The following is a 17410-nucleotide window of genomic DNA, read 5'->3' on the forward strand; positions in this document are numbered from 1 at the left end:
GGATACACACGCTGCACAAAATTTGAAACCAGCCAAATAACACCAGACCACACCACGGGGTGGCGGGCCCGGCAAATTCAACCAATTCAATACAATAAATTGGTATCAACAAACTTGGCACACTATTGAGTTCTCAAACAACAGACACATTCGAATACTTGCCGAAACAATTCATTTCCATGAATTCTTTATTCCGCTTTTCTTCGCTGCGATGTTTACAGCTTATTTCATTCATTTCCACTTTGCAAATTCGCGATTTTCATCGGAATTTCGCTTTGCGGAGCGAATCCGCCCAGCAGAATTGAAGCAATTTTCATTATGTGCGCCTAGCGCATGAAGAATTGCTTCTCATTTGTGGGGGTTTGTCACCACTCAACGGCGGCAACTCAGAAAACAATACACGCTCCTCCCCGGCCGTGCAAATCGGCCGGGAAGGAGCGTGCAGGTGCGTTTTCGGTACCAGTCAGGATCCGGTACCAGTCAGGATCCCGTGCTGGTCAGGGCGCGGCGACTTCCACTGTTGCCAGGTTCTTCTTGCCCCGGCGCAGAAGCAGGTAGCGCCCGTGCAGCAACTCGCTGGCCGCAATAACGGCGTCCGGGTCAGATACCTTCGCATTGTTGACGTAGGCGCCGCCCTCCCCCACAGTGCGGCGGGCGGCGGACTTGCTCTCAGACAGACCGGAGGCGACCAGCAGCTCGATGATGCCCAGGGCGCCGGCGTCAACCGTGGCGGAGGGCAGCTCGGAGGTCGCCGCCTTCAGTGTCGCTTCGTCCAGTACGGAGAGGTCGCCGTTGCCGAACACCGCGGCGGAAGCCGCAATGACCTTCTCCGTGGCGTCCACGCCATGGACGAGCGAAGTCACCTCGTAGGCCAGCTTTCGCTGGCCCTCGCGGGCGAAGGGCCGTTCGGCGATCGCGAGCTCCAGTTCCTCAATCTCGGCGCGGCTCAGGAAGGTGAACACTTTGAGTCGGTCCGCGACGTCGGCGTCCGCCGTGTTGAGCCAGAACTGGTAAAACGCGTACGGGCTGCACATGGTTGGATCCAGCCAGATCGCGTTGCCCTCGCTCTTGCCGAACTTGGTGCCGTCAGAGTTGGTGATGAGCGGCGTTCCCAGGGCGTGGACGTGCTTGCCCTCAACCTTGCGGATGAGCTCGGTGCCACTGGTGAGGTTGCCCCACTGATCCGAGCCGCCGGTCTGCAGCATGCAACCGTAGTCGCGGAACAACTGAAGGTAGTCCATGCCCTGCAGGATCTGGTAGCTGAACTCCGTGTAGCTGATGCCTTCGTCGGAACTGAGGCGGGAGGCAACGGCGTCCTTGCGGAGCATGGTGCCGACACGGTAGTGCTTGCCGATCTCGCGCAGGAAGTCGATGGCGCTCAGGGGCGCCGTCCAGTCCAGGTTGTTGACCATCCGGGCCGCGTTGTCGCCCTCGAAGCTCAGGAACCGACGGACCTGGGCCTGAAGGTAGCCCACCCACTCGGACACGGTGTCCTTGGTGTTCAGGGTGCGTTCCGCCGTCGGACGCGGATCACCGATCAAGCCCGTGGAGCCGCCCACGAGTCCGAGCGGCTTGTGGCCGGCCAGCTGGATCCGGCGCATGAGCAGCAGCTGGACCAGGTTGCCCAGGTGCAGGCTCGGCGCGGTCGGATCGAAGCCGCAGTAATACGTCACGGGGTCGCCGGCGAGGAGCTTTTCGAGCTCCGCCTCATCCGTGGAGACGTGGACAAGGCCGCGCCATTTCAGCTCCTGCCAGATATTGGCAAAGCTGGGATCGTTCTGCTGGGCATCGAGAATATTTAGCTGGGACACGGAATCTAAGTTAGCAGGATCAACCGGGCCGCAGCGCAGGTGACGCCTGCCGGCCCGGGCCTACTCCTCGATGCCTGCCGGGACTCCGGCGGCGGCGATGAGCCGCAGGCGCTGGGTGGGCCGGGTCATGGCCACGTACAGGTCACCCACCCGGCCGTGCTCGTGGTTGAGCATGTCGGTCGGTTCCAGGACCACGACGCCGTCGAATTCCAGCCCCTTCGCCTCGCGGGGACTGATCACCACGATGTCCTGCGCGTAACTCCCGGCGCCCGTCCCGACCCGGTGGCCGTACACGGCCCGCAGTGCCGCGCTGGCCTCGGGGAGAAGGCCGCCGTCGGCGATGACTGCCAGCAGGCCGCCCTCGATGGCGTCCAGTTCCTCCGGAAGCACCTCGACGAGCTTGTTGACGATCTGGCCCTGGCCGACTTTGTCGATGACCGGGGACCAGCGCCCTTCCCGCACGGCCTTGGGCGCCGAAACCACCAGTCCGGCCGCGGTCGCCATGCGGGCTGCGGCCTCGGCGATCTGGGACGGGGTGCGGTAGTTGACGGTCAGCTCCTCGAGCTGCCAGCGGTCGCCGAACATGGGGCCCAGGGCGCTGTGCCAGGAGTTGGCGCCGGCAACAGAACTGGTCTGCGCGATGTCGCCCACGATCGTGAAGGACTTCAGCGGGCAGCGGCGGACCAGCAGCCGCCACTGCATGGGTGACAGCTCCTGCGCTTCGTCCACGACAATGTGCCCGAAGGCCCAGGAACGGTCCGTGGTGGCACGCTCTGCCGCGGTCAGCCGCGTCTCACGCTCCTGGTTCTGGTCCACCAGGTCTTCGGCCGTGACAAGGACGTCCACACCGGCGGTTTCCATGTTGACCAGGGTCTGCTTGGCGTTGGCCAGGTCGCGGGCCCGGTCTTGTTCCTGCTGCGCCAGGCCGCGCCCGGCGGCGGCATCAAGCTCGCCGAGCAATTCGGCAGCCTCGTCCAGCAGCGGAACGTCGGACTCGGTCCAGGGCGAATCGGCCGGGCGGAGCAGCAGCGCGCGTTCTTCCGGGCTGAGGTTCGGGGTGCATGCCTCGAGGATGGCCGGCTTGCTGAGCAGCTCCCCCACGAGTTTCTCCGGGGTCATCGGCATCCAGCACAGGTTCAGGGCGATCCGGACATCCCGGGCCGAGCGGACATCCTCCGCCAGGTAGGAGCGGTCGGCGTTGTTGCCGATGTTGCCTGCCTCCACCAGCTCCGTCATCTGCTCGGTCAATTCGCGGAGCAGGATCTTGACGAAGGAGACGCGGGCCTCGTTGTGCGGTTTGCCCGTGGCGCGCGCCCTCTCCTTGGCGCGGCGGACCTGCCTGGGTGTGAGGACCAGTTTGCGGCCGTCCACCTCAAGGGTCCGGTTTCCGGCCGGAATGCGCTGCCGGTTGGCCACGGCGTTGGCGACCACCTCGGCCATGTCGAGCCGGCCCTTGATGGCGGCGACGGCGGAGTCCGGCTCGGCAACGGCGGTGATGCCGGGCATCAGCCGGCCCAGGCTCGCCATGACGACGCCGGTCTCGCCGAGCGAGGGCAGCACGCGTTCGATGTACTTCATGAAGGACGACGTCGGCCCCACCAGCAGGACGCCGGCGCTCTTGAGCCGGTCCCGGTGCGTGTAGAGCAGGTACGCGGCGCGGTGCAGGGCGACAGCGGTCTTGCCCGTGCCCGGGCCACCCTGGACCACGAGGGCGCCGGAGATGGAGGAACGGATGATCCGGTCCTGCTCGGACTGGATGGTGCCGACGATGTCTGACATCCGGCCCGTCCGCTTGGAGTTCAGGGCAGCCAGCAGGGCACCCTCGCCCTGGAGCGAATCGTTGTCGGCGAGCATGCCGGCGTCGAGCACGTCATCCTCGATTGCCTTGACCTCGCGGCCCTGCAGGATCAGGTGGCGGCGGCGGCGGACGCCCTGCCGGTCGAATGCCGTGGCCTGGTAGAAATGGCCGGCCTCGGGCGCACGCCAGTCCACCATGAGCCGCTGCAGGTCCTCGGTGGTCAAGCCGATGCGGCCGATGTACTGGGCCTCCCCGGAGTCCAGGTCCAGGCGGCCGAACACAAGCCGGTCATCGACGGCGTCGAGCTGGGCGAGGCGGTCCTCGTAGAGGGCGGCGAAGGCATCACGTTCGGAAACGTTCTGCATGGTGCCCACGGCACCGGCCCGGCGCACCTGGGCCAGCTGGGTGCGCTTCTCCGCCCGCAACTCATCGAGCCGGGCGTAAAGTCCGGCCACATAGTCGCGTTCATGGGCCAAATCAGCGTCGTGCATCGAACGTTCCCCTATCGAAAAAGACAGACCCACCATTCTACAGCCATTTCGGCGGCACGGCTGTTGCATGTCGCCGAACAATGCCTAGGCAGTCTTCGTCAGGGAATTCTACCGACACGTCCCGGATGGTCCAGCCCGGCAGGCCCGCTAGATCCGCAACAGGGACCGGACGTTGTGGCCGGTCAGGGCCGTGCGGCCGCCAAGATCGTCGAGTTCCATGACCACACCGATGCCGGCCACGTGGATCCCGCACCGCTCGAACAGCCGCGCCGCGGCGCCGAGCGTGCCGCCCGTCGCGAGCACGTCGTCGAGGATCAGCACCCGGCTCCCCGGCGCCAGGTCCGTGGTGTGCAGCTCAAGGGTGGCGGTGCCGTACTCCAGGGCGTAGTCCTCGGAGAACACCTCGCGCGGAAGCTTGCCGGCCTTGCGGACCGTGATGACCCCGGTCCCGGTGGCGTAGGCGGCGGCCGCCGCGAGCAGGAAGCCGCGGGCCTCCACTCCGGCGACGGCGTCGAACTGGCCCTGGAAAGGTCCCACCAGGGCATCGACGACGGCCCCGAAGGCGGCGCCGTCGGCGAACACCGGGGTCAGGTCCTTGAAGCTGACCCCTGGTTTGGGATAGTCCGGGATGGTGGCGCACAGGCTCTTGATCAGCTCATCCACCGGCATTGCAGTCGTCGTCTGGTTCGGGTCGCTTTGATTCACCCATCCACCTTACTGGCTGGTAGCGGGAAGCCTCCCGGGCCCCGGCCTCCCGGCCCGCCAGCTCCGCGGCAACCCGCCGGCCATCCAACGTTCACGCTGTCGGTGCCGGATTCGCCACTTCCGTCCATCCCGCCGGTGATTGAATGCTCGAATGAGACACGAAATCGTCCTCTTCGGCCATGGGATTCGGCTGGTTCCGCTGGCCCCGCACCATGCGGCAGGCCTCTTCGATTTTGTGGACGCCGGCATGTGGGCAGGCATGGCGGCGCCGATGCCGGGGACTGCCCGCGAGCTGGCGGCGCTGTTCCGGTCACGGCTGGAGGATCCCGCCACCATCCCGTTCGCCGTGACGGACGGGCGCACAGGGGCCCTGCTGGGCACGACGTCCCTCCGCGACTACGTTCCGGACCAGCAACGCCTGGAAATCGGCGGAACATTCTACGGGCGGCAGTTCTGGGGCAGCCACGTCAATCCGGCGAGCAAGCACATGCTCCTCGCCTACGCCTATGAGGTACTGGAAGTGGACCGGGTGGCTTTCCGCTGCGACGCCCGCAACACCCGGAGCGCGACGGCGATCGAACGCCTCGGCGCACAATTCGAGGGGGTCCTCCGCGGCCACCGCGCGGCGCCAGGCGGGGGACGCGCGGACACCGCCGTCTTCTCGATCCTCTCGCAGGAGTGGCCGCACGTGCGCGAGGACCTGCGGCGCCGGCTCGCCCCCTTCGCCGTCGGCGCCGGCTACTCGCTGGGCAGCTTCGCAGCAACCTGGAACCCCTAATCCCCTGCCGCCGGAGGCAAGGCGTCCGGATGAACGGGAGGCCCGGCATCTGGAGGCACGGCATCTGGAGGCACGGCGTCCGGTTCCGGCGGGCGAAGGAGTTCGTTGGCAAGCCCGTAGGAGACGATGTCCAGCGCTTTTCGGAGCGCGCGTTCGGCGTCGAACCGCCCGGCTGCCACGCGGCTCAGCCGGGCGTAGTCCCCGGCCCATCCGGACCGGCGGAACCTGTCGGCGTCACCGTGAAGGAGCCGTCCATAGAGGACGTCCTCGAACAAGTCATGGTCGGCCAGGGCGATTTCGGCCATCAGCGCCTCGCGGTCCCGGATCATGCCGTTGGTGAACATCCCGGCCGCTTCCGCTGCGCCTTGGGCTAGCCGGGAGTCCGCCGAGTAGTTGCACAGGCGCAGCGCCCGCACCACGAGTTTGAGCGAAACGTGTTCTTCGGGAACGATGAATTTGCGCAGCAGGGCCGCGCGGAAGAGCTCAATCCAGTGCCGGCGCTCTGCTTCGACGGAGTCCGCCGCGACCTGCCCGCCATCGGGGGTGAACAGTTCCACCATCCGGAAGTACTCGGTGGCCAGCTCCGCGAAGATCTGGAGCCGCTCCAGCTCGCTGCCCGGTTTTCCGCGCTTTCCCTCGCCCATACTGCTCCATCATCCCCCACCGCACGTGCCTGCATCAGGGCGCGGGAACGGGGCGCACACAGTGCCCGCTACCTCACGCGCCGCGGGCGCTTGGCGCCTTTGCCGGCTTTGCCGCCTTGTAGCGGGAGACGGTCGGGTCGCCGCTGAGCCAGAACCGCCAGGGGTACTCGTGGCTGCCGCCGTCGCCGGAGACGCCGACGCGCGGACCGGAGCTGATGCCCGCGGCGACCCCCTCCGGCGGGTACGCGGCCGGTTCCAGCCGGAACGGCGGCGCGAGGGCATCCCGCCCGCTGTCCGCCGTCGTCAGTCCCAGCGCGGTGGCCAGCCGGGCCGGCCCGCTCGCGAGGTCGACATCCGATTTCGACGTCGGCCGTCTGGCCCTCGCCAGCTCATGTCCCGCGACCACTTCGCCGGCCCGCAGCAGGAGCGCCGATGCCACGCCCTCGGGCCCGCACACGATATTGGCGCAATGGTGCATCCCGTACGTGAAATACACGTAGAGGTGGCCGGCCGGACCGAACATCGGGGCGTTGCGGGCCGTTTGGCCGCGAAAGGTGTGGGACCCGGGGTCAGGGTGGTGCGAATCATGCGGGCCCAGGTATGCCTCCACTTCGGTAATCCGAACCGAGACGGATCCGCCGGGCCCGTCGTGCGTCAGCACCGCGCCGAGGATCAGCGGCGCCACGTGCCGGGCATCGGCCGAGAGCAGCTCGCGGACGATCTCGGCCGCGCCGGACTGGGCAGGAAGCGGGCTGGAAGTCATGCTCAGACTTTAACAAACACCGCCGAAGGAGAGGACGGCAGTGTCCGAATTCCGCTAGCAGCTGCTCCGCGAAGCTGGCAGGATGGGGTGATGGACTTCTGGCAGCGCTACCGGGCAATCGATGCCCGGGACACCCGATTCGACGGGCAGTTCTACACAGCTGTCCGGACCACCGGCATCTATTGCCGGCCCTCGTGCCCCGCGCGGACGCCCAAGGCGGACAATGTCACGTTCTATGAAACGTCCGCCGCGGCGCACGACGCCGGCTACCGTGCGTGCAAACGCTGCCTGCCCGAGGCCGTGCCGGGTACGCCGGCCTGGAACGTGCGCTCCGATATCGCCGGCCGGGCCATGCGGCTCATCAATGACGGCGTGATCAACCGCGACGGCGTCGAGGGGCTCGCGGCCCGGCTCGGATACTCCTCGCGCCAGCTCAATCGGATCCTCAGCCACGAACTCGGCGCCGGCCCACTGTCCCTGGCACGGGCGAGCCGCGCCCAGACCGCCCGCACCCTGCTGGTCTCCACCGCCATGAAAGTCTCGGACATCGCCTTCGCCGCCGGATTCAGCAGCGTGCGCCAGTTCAACGAGACCATCGGCGAGGTCTTTGCGATGACGCCTTCCGCGCTCCGGGCCACAGCCAGGCATCACCGCTCCCCCGCGGCGACCACAGCGCTCACACTCAACCTTCCGTACCGCGAACCGTTCGACCCGGGCGTCTTTGATTTTTTGGCAGTCCGCGCCATCCCCGGGATCGAGGAAGGTACCTCCACTTCCTACGCCCGGACCCTGCGGCTGACGCACGGCGATGCCCGCTTCCGCGTGGATTACGACGCCGGCGCGCCCGGGCGTCCGCTCGTGCTGACCATCGGCGCCGTCGACCTCCGGGATCTGGCCGCCCTGCTGAGCAGGGTCCGCCGGCTGCTGGACCTGGACGCCGATCCGGTCGCCATCGATGCCGCCCTCGAGGCCGACTCCCGGCTGGCCGCCGCGGTGGCGCGCACGCCGGGCATGCGGATGCCCGGCGCCGTTGATCCGCAGGAGCTGCTGATCCGGGCGATGATCGGCCAACAGATCACCGTGGCCGCCGCGCGGACCGCCCTGGTCCAGCTTTCCGCGGTCGGAAGCGCGAGCCTGGTGCCCGACGACGGCCTCCACCGGCTTTTCCCGACGGCCGAGCAGATCGCCGGGACCGGCTTCGAACTGCTCCGAGGCCCGCAGCGGCGGATCGATGCTGTCCGGGGCGCCGCGGCGGCGATGGCCTCGGGCGACCTCGACTTCGGCTACGGCGATGACGTGCAGGGGCTGGAGGCCAAACTCCTGCCCCTGGCCGGCGTCGGGCCGTGGACCGTGGGATACGTCGCGATGCGGGTCATCGGCGCGCCGGATGTGTTCCTGGCCAACGACGCCGCGGTCCGCAACGGCATCCGTTCACTCGCCGAGACCCCCGACGGCGCCACCCTTACCCCGGATTTCCGTGAGGTCAGCCCCTGGCGCTCCTACGCCACCATGCACCTGTGGCGCGCAGCAGCGGCTGCCCAGGCCGCGGCGCGCAAGCCGTCCCTGCCGCCGAGGCAGGCTCCAACGCAGAACCACAAGCAGACTCCGAAGGAAGCGAAACCATGAAAGCCCAGCTGTTGACCATGTCCACCCCGGACGGTCCGTTCACCATCATTGCCCGGGACGGGGCTGTCTTGTCGTCGGGCTGGACCGCCGTTCCCGGCGAGCTGACCGGCCAGATCCACGCTGACCTGCTTCCGGCCGAATTCGAGACCGTCACCGGGCTCGGCGGGATCTCCGAAGCCGTGGAGGCGTTCTATGCCGGCGATCCGGAGCCGGCCATGGGGGTGCCGGTGCTGCAGAAGTCCGGTCCGTTCCGCAGTCATGCCTGGGACGTGCTGCGCACGGTCGCGCCGGGGCGCCCGGTGACCTACACGGAGTACGCGGAGCTGTCCGGCAACGCCAAGGCCGTCCGGGCGGCGGCCAGTGCCTGTGCCTTCAACGCGGCGGCACTGTTTGTTCCCTGCCACCGCGTCATCCGCACCGACGGGACCTTGGGCGGCTTCCGCTGGGGGCTGGCCGTCAAGGGCAGCCTGTTGGACCGGGAGCGCGAAGCAGCCCTCGCGACGGCACGGGCCTAGGCCCTATTCCATAGCCTGCCGGACCCAGGCGTGCTCAGTTGTTGACGGGCGCACCGTGTGCGAGGGACGGCCTGCCGGACCCGGGCGGGCTTAGTTGTTGACCGGAACGCCGGCAGGCCAGGGCAGCAGCTTCGGAAGGTCGACGCCGTCGGCCGCGGCGGTGGCGCGCAGGCTGCCGAGGGTGGGGTTGCGGCCGGCGAGCCACGCGGCGATGTCCGTGAGCATGCCGTTGATCACGGTCGAGGTTCCGCCGCTCCCGATGGCCACCGCGGGCAGGCCAAGTGGCTGCAGCACGAAGCGCTGGCCCTCGGGTACCCGGGCGGAGAGGAAATCGAAAAGGTGCCCGCAGAACGGGCGGCTCCAGGTTTCCGGTCCGTGGCCGGTGCCGAGATCGGCGGCATGGATGACGAGTTCGCGCCACAGTGCCAGGCCGCCGTCGAACACGACTCCTCCGCGGTAGGTGATGGGCTCACGCCAGCCGGCCGCGTCGAGGGAGTCGAAGGCGCGCAGGGCCCGGTCCAACGCCGCGTCGAGGTCGGCCCGGTGCTGCCCGAGGCTGTGGCCGGCCGCCATCTCGATGGCGCGGTTGCGCCCCTCGAAGCCGCCGTCATAGAGTTCGACGCCCTCACCGCGGGCGGCATATTCGAGCTGCCGGCCCATTGCGTTGGCGATCCCGCAGATGTGGGCCAGCACGTGCCCGCGGCTCCAGCCGGGCAGTTCCGACGGCGCTTTGATGTCCTGTTCCGTCAGTTTCGCGGCGATTCCGGCCACGACTCCGGCGGCGCGGTGCAGTTCTGCCCGAAGGTTCTCTGGTGTGATTGAGGTCATGGCGCCCATCCTAAACCGAGCCACCCGATTAAGTCGGATTAACTGAGCGTTGCCCGGTCAGCGGGGCGCGTAGCGGTGCCGGATGTGCCGGCGGTCGTGCCGGGCCTGCCAGAATTCGATTTCGCGCGGCCGGAGGGCGTAGAGCTGCCAGTCTGTGTTTTCATTGTTTGCATTTTCGCTGCCGTCGGCGCCGGGCCGGGCCCGCCAGTCGGCGGCCGAGGCTTCCGCGGACAGCTCCACGACGTCCCCGGCCACGCGGACCTGGCGGCCCTGCTGTTGCCAGAAGAAGTTCAGCGCCGCATGCGGGTTGGCCGTGAGTTCCTTGCCCTTGCGGGACTCCCTGGAGGTTGCGAAGTGCCAGCCGTCGGCGTCGATGTCCTTCAGGATCAGCATCCGCGACGACGGCCGGCCGTGCTCATCGGCGGTGGCCAGGCTGCACGCATTGGGCTGGGGCACCCCGGCCGCCAGGGCCTCGTCCAGCCACAGCCGGAACAGCTCCGCGGGGTCCGCGGGCGCCGCCGCAGGGTCGAAGTCCGGGAGCACTTCCGGGAAGTCGGGCAGGGCACGCAGCAGTTGGCGGAACGATTCGCTCATGTCGCAATGCTAGCGGGGAGTTTTCGGCCGCAAACGCACAACGCTCCCTCACTTTTGGCAAGAAATCCGCCGACGCTCCTGCAGGCAATGCAGGAGCGTCGGCCGAGACGCTGCCGGAACTCCCCACCGGCACCCTAGCCTCGCAAGCTCGGCCAGGGAACCCTGCCCGCGTGGCCCCTCTCGCGTGTGCTGACTAGCCCGCGTACTCGCGCGCACCGGCGAGCTCACCCTCGAGGGCCAGCAGCTGGCGTTCGACGGCGGCCGGTGCGGTGCCGCCCTGCGAGTTCCGGCTGTTGAGCGAACCCTCGGTGGACAGGACCGTGCGGACCTCCGGCGTCAGGTGCTCCGAGATGGCGGCGTATTCCTCGTCCGTGAGGTCCCAGAGCTCGACGCCGCGGCTTTCGGCCTGCTTGACCGCGGCGCCGGAGAGCTCGTGTGCCTCGCGGAACGGCACACCCTGGCGGACCAGCCATTCGGCGATGTCCGTCGCCAGGGCGAAACCCTGGGGAGCCAGCGCTTCCATCCGTTCGGTGTTGAACTTCAGCGTCGCGATCATCCCGGAGACTGCCGGGAGCAGGACCTCCAGGGTGTCCGCGGCGTCGAAGACCGGTTCCTTGTCCTCCTGCAGGTCGCGGTTGTACGCGAGCGGCAGGCCCTTCAGGGTGGCCAGCAGCCCGGTCAGGTTGCCGATCAACCGGCCGGCCTTGCCGCGAGCGAGTTCGGCCACGTCCGGGTTCTTCTTCTGCGGCATGATCGAGGAGCCTGTGGAGTAGGAATCGTGCAGGGTGACGAAGGAGAATTCCTTCGTGGCCCACAGGATCACTTCCTCCGAGACCCGGGACAGGTCCACGCCGATCATGGCCGTGATCCAGGCGAACTCGGCGAAGACGTCGCGGGAGGCGGTGCCGTCGATCGAGTTGTGCGTCGCCGAGAAGAAGCCCAGGTCCGCGGCGACGGCCTCGGGGTCCAGGCCGAGCGAGGAGCCCGCCAGGGCACCGGAGCCGTAGGGCGAAACCCCGGCGCGCTTATCCCAGTCGGCCAGCCGCTGCACATCGCGCAGCAGCGCCCATGCGTGGGCCAGCAGGTGGTGGCTGAGCAGTACCGGCTGGGCGTGCTGCAGGTGGGTGCGGCCGGGCATGGCCACGCCCTTGTGCGCCTTGGCCTGGTCCACGAGAGCGTCAATCGTGGCGAGCACGCCGCGGGCGATGATCCGGGCGTGGTCGCGCAGGAACATCCGTCCCAGGGTGGCCACCTGGTCGTTGCGGGACCGGCCAGCGCGGAGCTTGCCGCCAAGCTGGGTACCGGCGCGCTCGATCAGGCCACGCTCGAGCGAACCGTGCACGTCCTCATCGGACTCGGCCGGCAGGTAGGCTCCGGAGGCGACGTCCTCATCCAGCTGCGTCAGGGCGGCCAGCATGCCGTCCAGTTCGGCGTCGTCCAGCAGCCCGGCCTTGTGCAGCACGCGGGCGTGCGCCTTGGACCCGGCGATGTCGTAGCGGGCCAGCCGCCAGTCGAAGTGCGTGGACTTGCTCAGCGCGGCGAGGGCGTCCGCTGGGCCGCCGGCGAACCGGCCGCCCCACAGCGCTCCCGTATTTGTAGCCTCAGACTTTTGCTCAGCCACAGGGGCTACTCTCCTGCGACGCGGATGTCGCGGCCGGAGGCAACCTTGGCGGACATGCCCCACAGCTCGATGAATCCGCGCGCCATCGACTGGTCGAACGTGTCGCCGGTGTCGTACGTGGCAAGGTCGAAGTCGTAGAGCGAGGTCTCGGAGCGGCGTCCGTTGACGATCGCCTGGCCGCCGTGCAGCACCATGCGGATGTCGCCGGAGACGTATTTCTGGGTGTCCTCGATGAAGGCGTCGAGGGAGCGCTTGAGCGGCGAGAACCACTGGCCGTCGTAGACCAGCTCGGCCCAGCGCTGGCCGACGGTCGCCTTGAAGCGGGCCTGCTCGCGCTCGATCGTGATGTCTTCGAGGTGCTTGTGCGCGGTGATGAGCGCCATGGCGCCCGGTGCCTCGTAGATCTCGCGGGACTTTATGCCCACGAGGCGGTCCTCGACGACGTCGATCCGGCCCACGCCCTGGGCACCGGCGCGGCGGTTGAGTTCCTTGATGGCCTGCAGCGGGGTGACCTTGACGCCGTCGATCGCGACCGGCACGCCGGCTTCGAAGGAGATGGTGACCTCATCCGGTGCCGGCGGGAATTCCGGGGTGGCGGTGTAGTCGTAGATGTCCTTGGTGGGGGCGTTCCAGATGTCCTCGAGGTAGCCGGTTTCGACGGCGCGGCCCCAGACGTTCTGGTCGATCGAGTACGGGTTCTTCTTGGTGGTCTCGATCGGCAGTCCCTTTTCCTCGGCGAAGGCGATGGCCTTGTCGCGGGTCAGGGCGAGGTCACGGACCGGGGCGATGCACTTAAGGTCCGGGCCGAGGGTCTGGATGCCGACTTCGAAGCGGACCTGGTCGTTGCCCTTGCCGGTGCAGCCGTGGGCGACGGTGGTGGCGCCGAATTCGCGGGCGGCCTTGACCAGGTGCTTGACGATCACCGGACGGGAGATGGCGGAGACCAGCGGGTAGTGGCCCTGGTAGAGGGCGTTGGCCTTCAGCGTGGGCACGCAGTACTCGTTGGCGAACTCGTCGCTGGCGTCGGCGACGTAGGCCTCGACGGCGCCGCAGCCCAGCGCGCGCTGGCGGATGGTCTCCAGCGATTCGCCGCCCTGTCCGACGTCGACCGCCACGGCGATGACCTCGGCGCCGGTGGCTTCACCGATCCAGCCGATGGCTACGGAAGTATCCAGGCCACCGGAGTAGGCCAGAACAATACGCTCAGTCACGGAAATGCTCCTTAGTTGTTTGGTGATGCATTAAGTCTGGGAAAAGCTCTGTTGCAAGCCTGTCACACACCCGGGTGCCCGGTCCTGTGAAGGGCTCATGGTGTTGCTTATTGGCCGGCTTCCTCGGCGAACTGCAGGAAGCGTGCGGCGATGTCCGCGCCGCCCAGGGGGTCCCGGGTGACAAGCAAGACGGTGTCGTCCCCAGCGATGGTGCCCAGAATCGAGGGCATTACGGAGTGGTCGATGGCGAGGGCCAGGAAGTTCGCGGCACCAGGCGGGGTCCGAAGCACCACGAGGTTGGCGGAGGCCTCGGCGGTGACGAGCAGTTCCCCGCACAACCGGGTCAGCCGGGCGTCGAGGATTTCCTGCGTGACGCCGCTCTTGGCCGCCCGCTCGCCGCCCTCCCCCGGGACGGCGTAGACCAGCACGCCGTCCTTGCCGCGGACCCGGACGGCGCCGAGTTCCACGAGGTCTCGTGACAGCGTGGCCTGGGTGACCTGGACGCCGTCGTCCGCGAGCAGCGCCGCGAGCTCGGCCTGGGAACGGACAGATTCGCCCGTGAGAATCGCCGTGATCCGCGCCTGCCGGGCTGTCTTGGTGGCCGGGCTGGCCCCAGGAGAGGCTGGCTGGACGGACATCAGGCCGGTCCGCCCACCGGTGCCGGCCCATCGAGTGGCGCGAGCGCACCGACTGGCGCCAGACCGTCAACCACTGCCAGACCGGAGCGGTGCATGAGCCAGGCCATGAGTGCCTTCTGCGCGTGCAGCCGGTTTTCGGCCTCGTCCCAGACCACCGACTGCGGGCCGTCAATGACGTCCGCGGCGATCTCGTAGCCCCGGTAGGCCGGGAGGCAGTGCAGCACGACGGCGTCCGGCGCCGCGAGCTTCATCGCGTCGGCATCCACGGAATAGGCGCGGAACAGCTTCATCCGCGCTTCCTTCTCCGCCTCCTGGCCCATGGACACCCACGTGTCGGTCGCGACGACGTCGGCGCCCAGGAGCGCTTCGGCGGGGTCCACCGTCACCAGCACCGAGCCGCCGGTCTCCGCGGCACGGTCCTCGGCGGCGGCGATGATCTCCGGCGACGGCAGGTAGCCCTCCGGTCCGGCGATGCGGACGTTCATGCCCGCCGTCACGCCGGCCAGCAGGTAGGAGTTGGCCATGTTGTTGGCCGAGTCGCCCAGGTAGGCCATGGTCAGGCCCTGGAGCGAGCCCTTGTGCTCCTTGACGGTCAGCAGATCGGCCAGGAGCTGGCATGGGTGGTAGTCATCGCACAGGGCGTTGATGACCGGAACGCGGGAGTTCTCGGCCATGGCGACGAGCCCGGCATGCGCGCCGGTGCGCCACACAATGGTGGAGACCATGCGTTCGAGCACCTTGGCAGTGTCCTCGACCGATTCTTTGTGCCCGATCTGCGCCTCGCCGGGGTTGATGATGAGCGCGTTGCCGCCCATGTCCGCGATGCCGGTGGCGAAGGAGACCCTGGTCCGGGTGGAGGTCTTGTCGAAGATGACGGCCACCGTCCGGCGGCCGTTGCCGTCTGCGGCGAAGGGCTGCACGCTGTAGGGCGCGGCCTTCATCCGGACGGCGAGCTCGAGGACCTCGGTCTGCTCGGCCGGGCTGAGGTCCGTGTCCTTGAGGAAGTGGCGGGTGGGCACTGAGGCGGTCACGGCGGCGGTCACTTGGCGTCCTTTGCAGCGTTGGTCTTGGCGGTCTCGAGCAATGCGGGCAGGGCGGCCAGGAAAAGGTCTGCCTGCTCGGTGGTCAGGATCAGCGGGGGCGCCAGCCGGATGGTGCGCGGGCCCGGGCTGTTGACGATGAACCCGGCGTCGAGGCCGGCGGCCACGACGCCCGGGGCGACGTCGGCGTCGAGGTCGAAGCCGATCAGCAGCCCCTCGCCGCGGACCTCGGTCACGCCGGCGATTCCGGCGAGGCGGGCGCGCAGATGCTCCCCCAGGTTCCGGACGTGGGCCAGGATGTCCTGGTTTTCCAGGACGTGCAGGGTGGCGAGGGCGGCGGCGGTGGCCACCGGGTTGCCGCCGAAGGTCGTCCCGTGCTGGCCGGCGGTCAGCAGAGCAGACGTTTCCGGGCCGAACGTGACGAGCGCGCCGACCGGGAAGCCGCCGCCCAGGCCCTTGGCGAGGGTCACGGCGTCGGGCACGATCCCGGCGTCCTCGCTGGCCAGCCACTTGCCAGTGCGGCCGATGCCGGTCTGGACCTCGTCGAGGATCAGCAGGGCGCCGGCCGCGCTCGTGGCCTCGCGGGCCGCCTTGAGGTAGCCGGCAGGCAGCGGCCGGACGCCGGCCTCGCCCTGGATCGGTTCGAGGAAGACGGCGGCGGTGGTCTCATCAATGGCGGCGCGGAGCGCCTCGATGTCACCGAACGGGACATGCACGACGCCGCCGGGCAGCGGCGCGAATGGCGCCCGGTAGGCCTCCTTGGAGGTCAGCGCGAGGGCGCCCATGGTGCGCCCGTGGAAGGCGCCTTCGAGCGCGATGATCTTGGTGCGCGGCTTCGCTGTTTTTCCCGCGACAGTATTCTCCGCGGCCGCGGACTGGCTGGCGCCACTGTTACGGCGCGCCAGCTTGAAGGCCGCCTCGACGGCTTCGGTGCCGGAGTTGGCGAAGAACACCTTGGAGCCGGCCGGGGCCTTGGACAGTTCCAGCAGCTTCTCGGCCAGGGCGATCTGGGTGGGGCTCGTGAAGAAGTTCGAGACATGGCCCAGGGTGGCCAGCTGGCTGGAGATCACCGAGGTCACGAACGGGTGGGCGTGGCCGAGGGCGTTCACCGCGATGCCGCCGAGCAGGTCCAGGTATTCCTTGCCGTCGGCGTCCCACACGAGGCAGCCGGCGCCGCGGACCAGGACCCGCTGCGGGGTGCCGAAGACGCCCAGCAGCGAGGACGAGTAGCGGGACAGCCACTCGGCTCCGCTGCGGCTGGAAACGATTGTGGTTGCGGCGGTCTCCGCAGCGATGGGGGCCCCGCCCGCTCCGCGGTGCCCGACCACACCCGGCCCCCCATCGCTGCTGCGGCCTTCAGCGGAATGGCTCAGTTCAGTGCTGCTCACTATGCGTTCACTTCCTCGTCGGGGACGACCTGGGTGCCGATGCCGGCGGTCGTAAAGGTTTCCAGGAGCATCGAGTGCGGCAGGCGGCCGTCCACGATGTGGGCGCGCTCGACGCCGTCGTCAATGGCCTTCAGGCACGCCGCCATCTTCGGGATCATGCCGGACTCAAGGCGCGGCAGCATCTCGCGCAGCTCCGACGCCGTCAGCGACGAAATGAGCGATGACCTGTCCGGCCAGTTGGCGTAGAGGCCTTCGACATCGGTCAGGATGACCAGCTTGGAGGCGCCCAGGGCCGACGCGACCGCGGCCGCCGCCGTGTCCGCGTTCACATTAAGTACCTGACCGGTGGTGGATCCGTCGTCGTGGATTTCCGGGGCGACGGTGGAGATCACAGGAATCCGGCCGGCCGCGAGGATGTCCACAATGCCTTCCGGGTTCACCCCGACCACCTCGCCCACCAGGCCCAGGTCCACCTCTTCGCCGTCCACCACGGTGCCGGTGCGGACGGCGCGGAGCAGGCCGCCGTCTTCGCCGGACATCCCGACGGCGTACGGGCCGTGGGAGTTGATTAGGCCCACGAGTTCGCGTCCCACCTGGCCGGTGAGGACCATCCGGACCACGTCCATGGCCTCGGGCGTGGTGACACGCAGCCCGCCCTTGAATTCGGATTCGATCCCGAGCCGGCTGAGCATGGCGTTGATCTGCGGGCCGCCGCCATGCACCACCACGGGGTGGATGCCGACGTGGTGCAGGAACACGACGTCCTCGGCGAAGGCGCGGCGGAGCTCGTCGTTGACCATGGCATTGCCGCCGTACTTGATCACCATGGTGCTGCCGGCAAAGCGCTGGATCCAGGGCAGCGCCTCGATCAGCGTGGCGGCTTTGTCCCGGGCGTCGGACTGGGAGGTGGTCTCGCGTGTCTGGGTGTTCATGCTGTTCGTCCTCTGTTCATCCCTGCT

The 17410-nt window shown here is 68.4% G+C and carries 16 protein-coding genes; 3 read left to right on the top strand and 13 right to left on the bottom strand.

Annotated elements, in window-relative coordinates; translation table 11 throughout:
• Positions 1-497: 497 nt before the first annotated feature.
• From tyrS to AC1DKN_RS17110, 3 genes are all read right to left on the bottom strand, one after another.
• A complete protein-coding gene (gene tyrS, locus AC1DKN_RS17100; protein WP_230007239.1) occupies positions 498-1811 on the bottom strand; it encodes a tyrosine--tRNA ligase in 1314 nt (437 codons plus the stop codon).
• A 60-nt stretch (positions 1812-1871) separates the two neighbouring features.
• A complete protein-coding gene (locus AC1DKN_RS17105) occupies positions 1872-4100 on the bottom strand; it encodes a HelD family protein (protein ID WP_476849486.1) in 2229 nt (742 codons plus the stop codon).
• Between the two features lie 147 nt (positions 4101-4247).
• Complete coding sequence (locus AC1DKN_RS17110) at positions 4248-4769, bottom strand: adenine phosphoribosyltransferase (RefSeq protein WP_243181808.1); 522 nt, start codon at positions 4767-4769, stop codon at positions 4248-4250.
• Positions 4770-4956: 187 nt separating this feature from the next.
• Between AC1DKN_RS17110 and AC1DKN_RS17115 the strand changes: the two genes are divergently transcribed.
• Positions 4957-5583: a GNAT family N-acetyltransferase gene (locus AC1DKN_RS17115; protein WP_476871996.1), complete on the top strand. Its 627-nt coding sequence runs from the start codon at positions 4957-4959 to the stop codon at positions 5581-5583.
• Here the strand turns inward: AC1DKN_RS17115 and AC1DKN_RS17120 are convergent.
• A complete protein-coding gene (locus tag AC1DKN_RS17120; RefSeq protein WP_476871997.1) occupies positions 5580-6227 on the bottom strand; it encodes a hypothetical protein in 648 nt (215 codons plus the stop codon). The two genes, AC1DKN_RS17115 and AC1DKN_RS17120, sit on opposite strands and share 4 nt — an antisense overlap.
• Positions 6228-6300: 73 nt before the next feature.
• Entirely contained in the window at positions 6301-6990 is a 690-nt protein-coding gene (locus AC1DKN_RS17125; RefSeq protein WP_476871998.1) for a DNA-3-methyladenine glycosylase, read from the bottom strand.
• Positions 6991-7080: 90 nt separating this feature from the next.
• Between AC1DKN_RS17125 and AC1DKN_RS17130 the strand changes: the two genes are divergently transcribed.
• A complete protein-coding gene (locus tag AC1DKN_RS17130; RefSeq protein ID WP_476871999.1) occupies positions 7081-8616 on the top strand; it encodes an AlkA N-terminal domain-containing protein in 1536 nt (511 codons plus the stop codon).
• Positions 8613-9131 (top strand): methylated-DNA--[protein]-cysteine S-methyltransferase, encoded by a 519-nt coding sequence (locus AC1DKN_RS17135; RefSeq protein WP_230010645.1) that lies wholly within the window; start codon positions 8613-8615, stop codon positions 9129-9131. The genes AC1DKN_RS17130 and AC1DKN_RS17135 overlap by 4 nt, the downstream gene beginning before the upstream one ends.
• A gap of 90 nt (positions 9132-9221) precedes the next feature.
• Here the strand turns inward: AC1DKN_RS17135 and AC1DKN_RS17140 are convergent, their stop codons facing one another.
• The 8 genes from AC1DKN_RS17140 to argB form a co-directional block, all read right to left on the bottom strand.
• A complete protein-coding gene (locus AC1DKN_RS17140) occupies positions 9222-9959 on the bottom strand; it encodes a maleylpyruvate isomerase family mycothiol-dependent enzyme (protein WP_476872000.1) in 738 nt (245 codons plus the stop codon).
• A 57-nt stretch (positions 9960-10016) separates the two neighbouring features.
• Positions 10017-10553, bottom strand: coding sequence for a pyridoxine/pyridoxamine 5'-phosphate oxidase (locus AC1DKN_RS17145; protein ID WP_476859015.1), 537 nt, complete (start codon positions 10551-10553; stop codon positions 10017-10019).
• Between the two features lie 193 nt (positions 10554-10746).
• On the bottom strand, positions 10747-12174 hold the full coding sequence (gene argH / locus AC1DKN_RS17150; RefSeq protein WP_476856405.1) for an argininosuccinate lyase: 1428 nt from the start codon (positions 12172-12174) through the stop codon (positions 10747-10749).
• Between the two features lie 5 nt (positions 12175-12179).
• Positions 12180-13385 (bottom strand): argininosuccinate synthase, encoded by a 1206-nt coding sequence (locus AC1DKN_RS17155; RefSeq protein ID WP_028277269.1) that lies wholly within the window; start codon positions 13383-13385, stop codon positions 12180-12182.
• A 107-nt stretch (positions 13386-13492) separates the two neighbouring features.
• On the bottom strand, positions 13493-14023 hold the full coding sequence (locus tag AC1DKN_RS17160) for an arginine repressor (RefSeq protein WP_079551248.1): 531 nt from the start codon (positions 14021-14023) through the stop codon (positions 13493-13495).
• Entirely contained in the window at positions 14023-15066 is a 1044-nt protein-coding gene (argF, locus tag AC1DKN_RS17165; RefSeq protein ID WP_476859017.1) for an ornithine carbamoyltransferase, read from the bottom strand. Before argF ends, AC1DKN_RS17160 begins: the two co-directional genes overlap by 1 nt.
• Positions 15063-16358, bottom strand: coding sequence for an acetylornithine transaminase (locus AC1DKN_RS17170; RefSeq protein ID WP_476872031.1), 1296 nt, complete (start codon positions 16356-16358; stop codon positions 15063-15065). The genes argF and AC1DKN_RS17170 overlap by 4 nt, the downstream gene beginning before the upstream one ends.
• Positions 16359-16450: 92 nt before the next feature.
• Entirely contained in the window at positions 16451-17383 is a 933-nt protein-coding gene (gene argB, locus AC1DKN_RS17175) for an acetylglutamate kinase (protein WP_223917243.1), read from the bottom strand.
• Between the last annotated feature and the right edge of the window lie 27 nt (positions 17384-17410).

Source organism: Arthrobacter sp. 01N444, from assembly GCF_056399305.1.

Coding starts and splice junctions, on each gene's coding strand:
- AC1DKN_RS17145 (WP_476859015.1), bottom strand. CDS start 10,553: ATGAGCGAATCGTTCCGCCAACTGCTGCGTGCCCTGCCCGACTTCCCG.
- AC1DKN_RS17120 (WP_476871997.1), bottom strand. CDS start 6,227: ATGGGCGAGGGAAAGCGCGGAAAACCGGGCAGCGAGCTGGAGCGGCTC.
- AC1DKN_RS17160 (WP_079551248.1), bottom strand. CDS start 14,023: ATGTCCGTCCAGCCAGCCTCTCCTGGGGCCAGCCCGGCCACCAAGACA.
- AC1DKN_RS17140 (WP_476872000.1), bottom strand. CDS start 9,959: ATGACCTCAATCACACCAGAGAACCTTCGGGCAGAACTGCACCGCGCC.
- AC1DKN_RS17115 (WP_476871996.1), top strand. CDS start 4,957: ATGAGACACGAAATCGTCCTCTTCGGCCATGGGATTCGGCTGGTTCCG.
- AC1DKN_RS17135 (WP_230010645.1), top strand. CDS start 8,613: ATGAAAGCCCAGCTGTTGACCATGTCCACCCCGGACGGTCCGTTCACC.
- argB (WP_223917243.1), bottom strand. CDS start 17,383: ATGAACACCCAGACACGCGAGACCACCTCCCAGTCCGACGCCCGGGAC.
- AC1DKN_RS17130 (WP_476871999.1), top strand. CDS start 7,081: ATGGACTTCTGGCAGCGCTACCGGGCAATCGATGCCCGGGACACCCGA.
- AC1DKN_RS17125 (WP_476871998.1), bottom strand. CDS start 6,990: ATGACTTCCAGCCCGCTTCCTGCCCAGTCCGGCGCGGCCGAGATCGTC.
- AC1DKN_RS17105 (WP_476849486.1), bottom strand. CDS start 4,100: ATGCACGACGCTGATTTGGCCCATGAACGCGACTATGTGGCCGGACTT.
- AC1DKN_RS17110 (WP_243181808.1), bottom strand. CDS start 4,769: ATGCCGGTGGATGAGCTGATCAAGAGCCTGTGCGCCACCATCCCGGAC.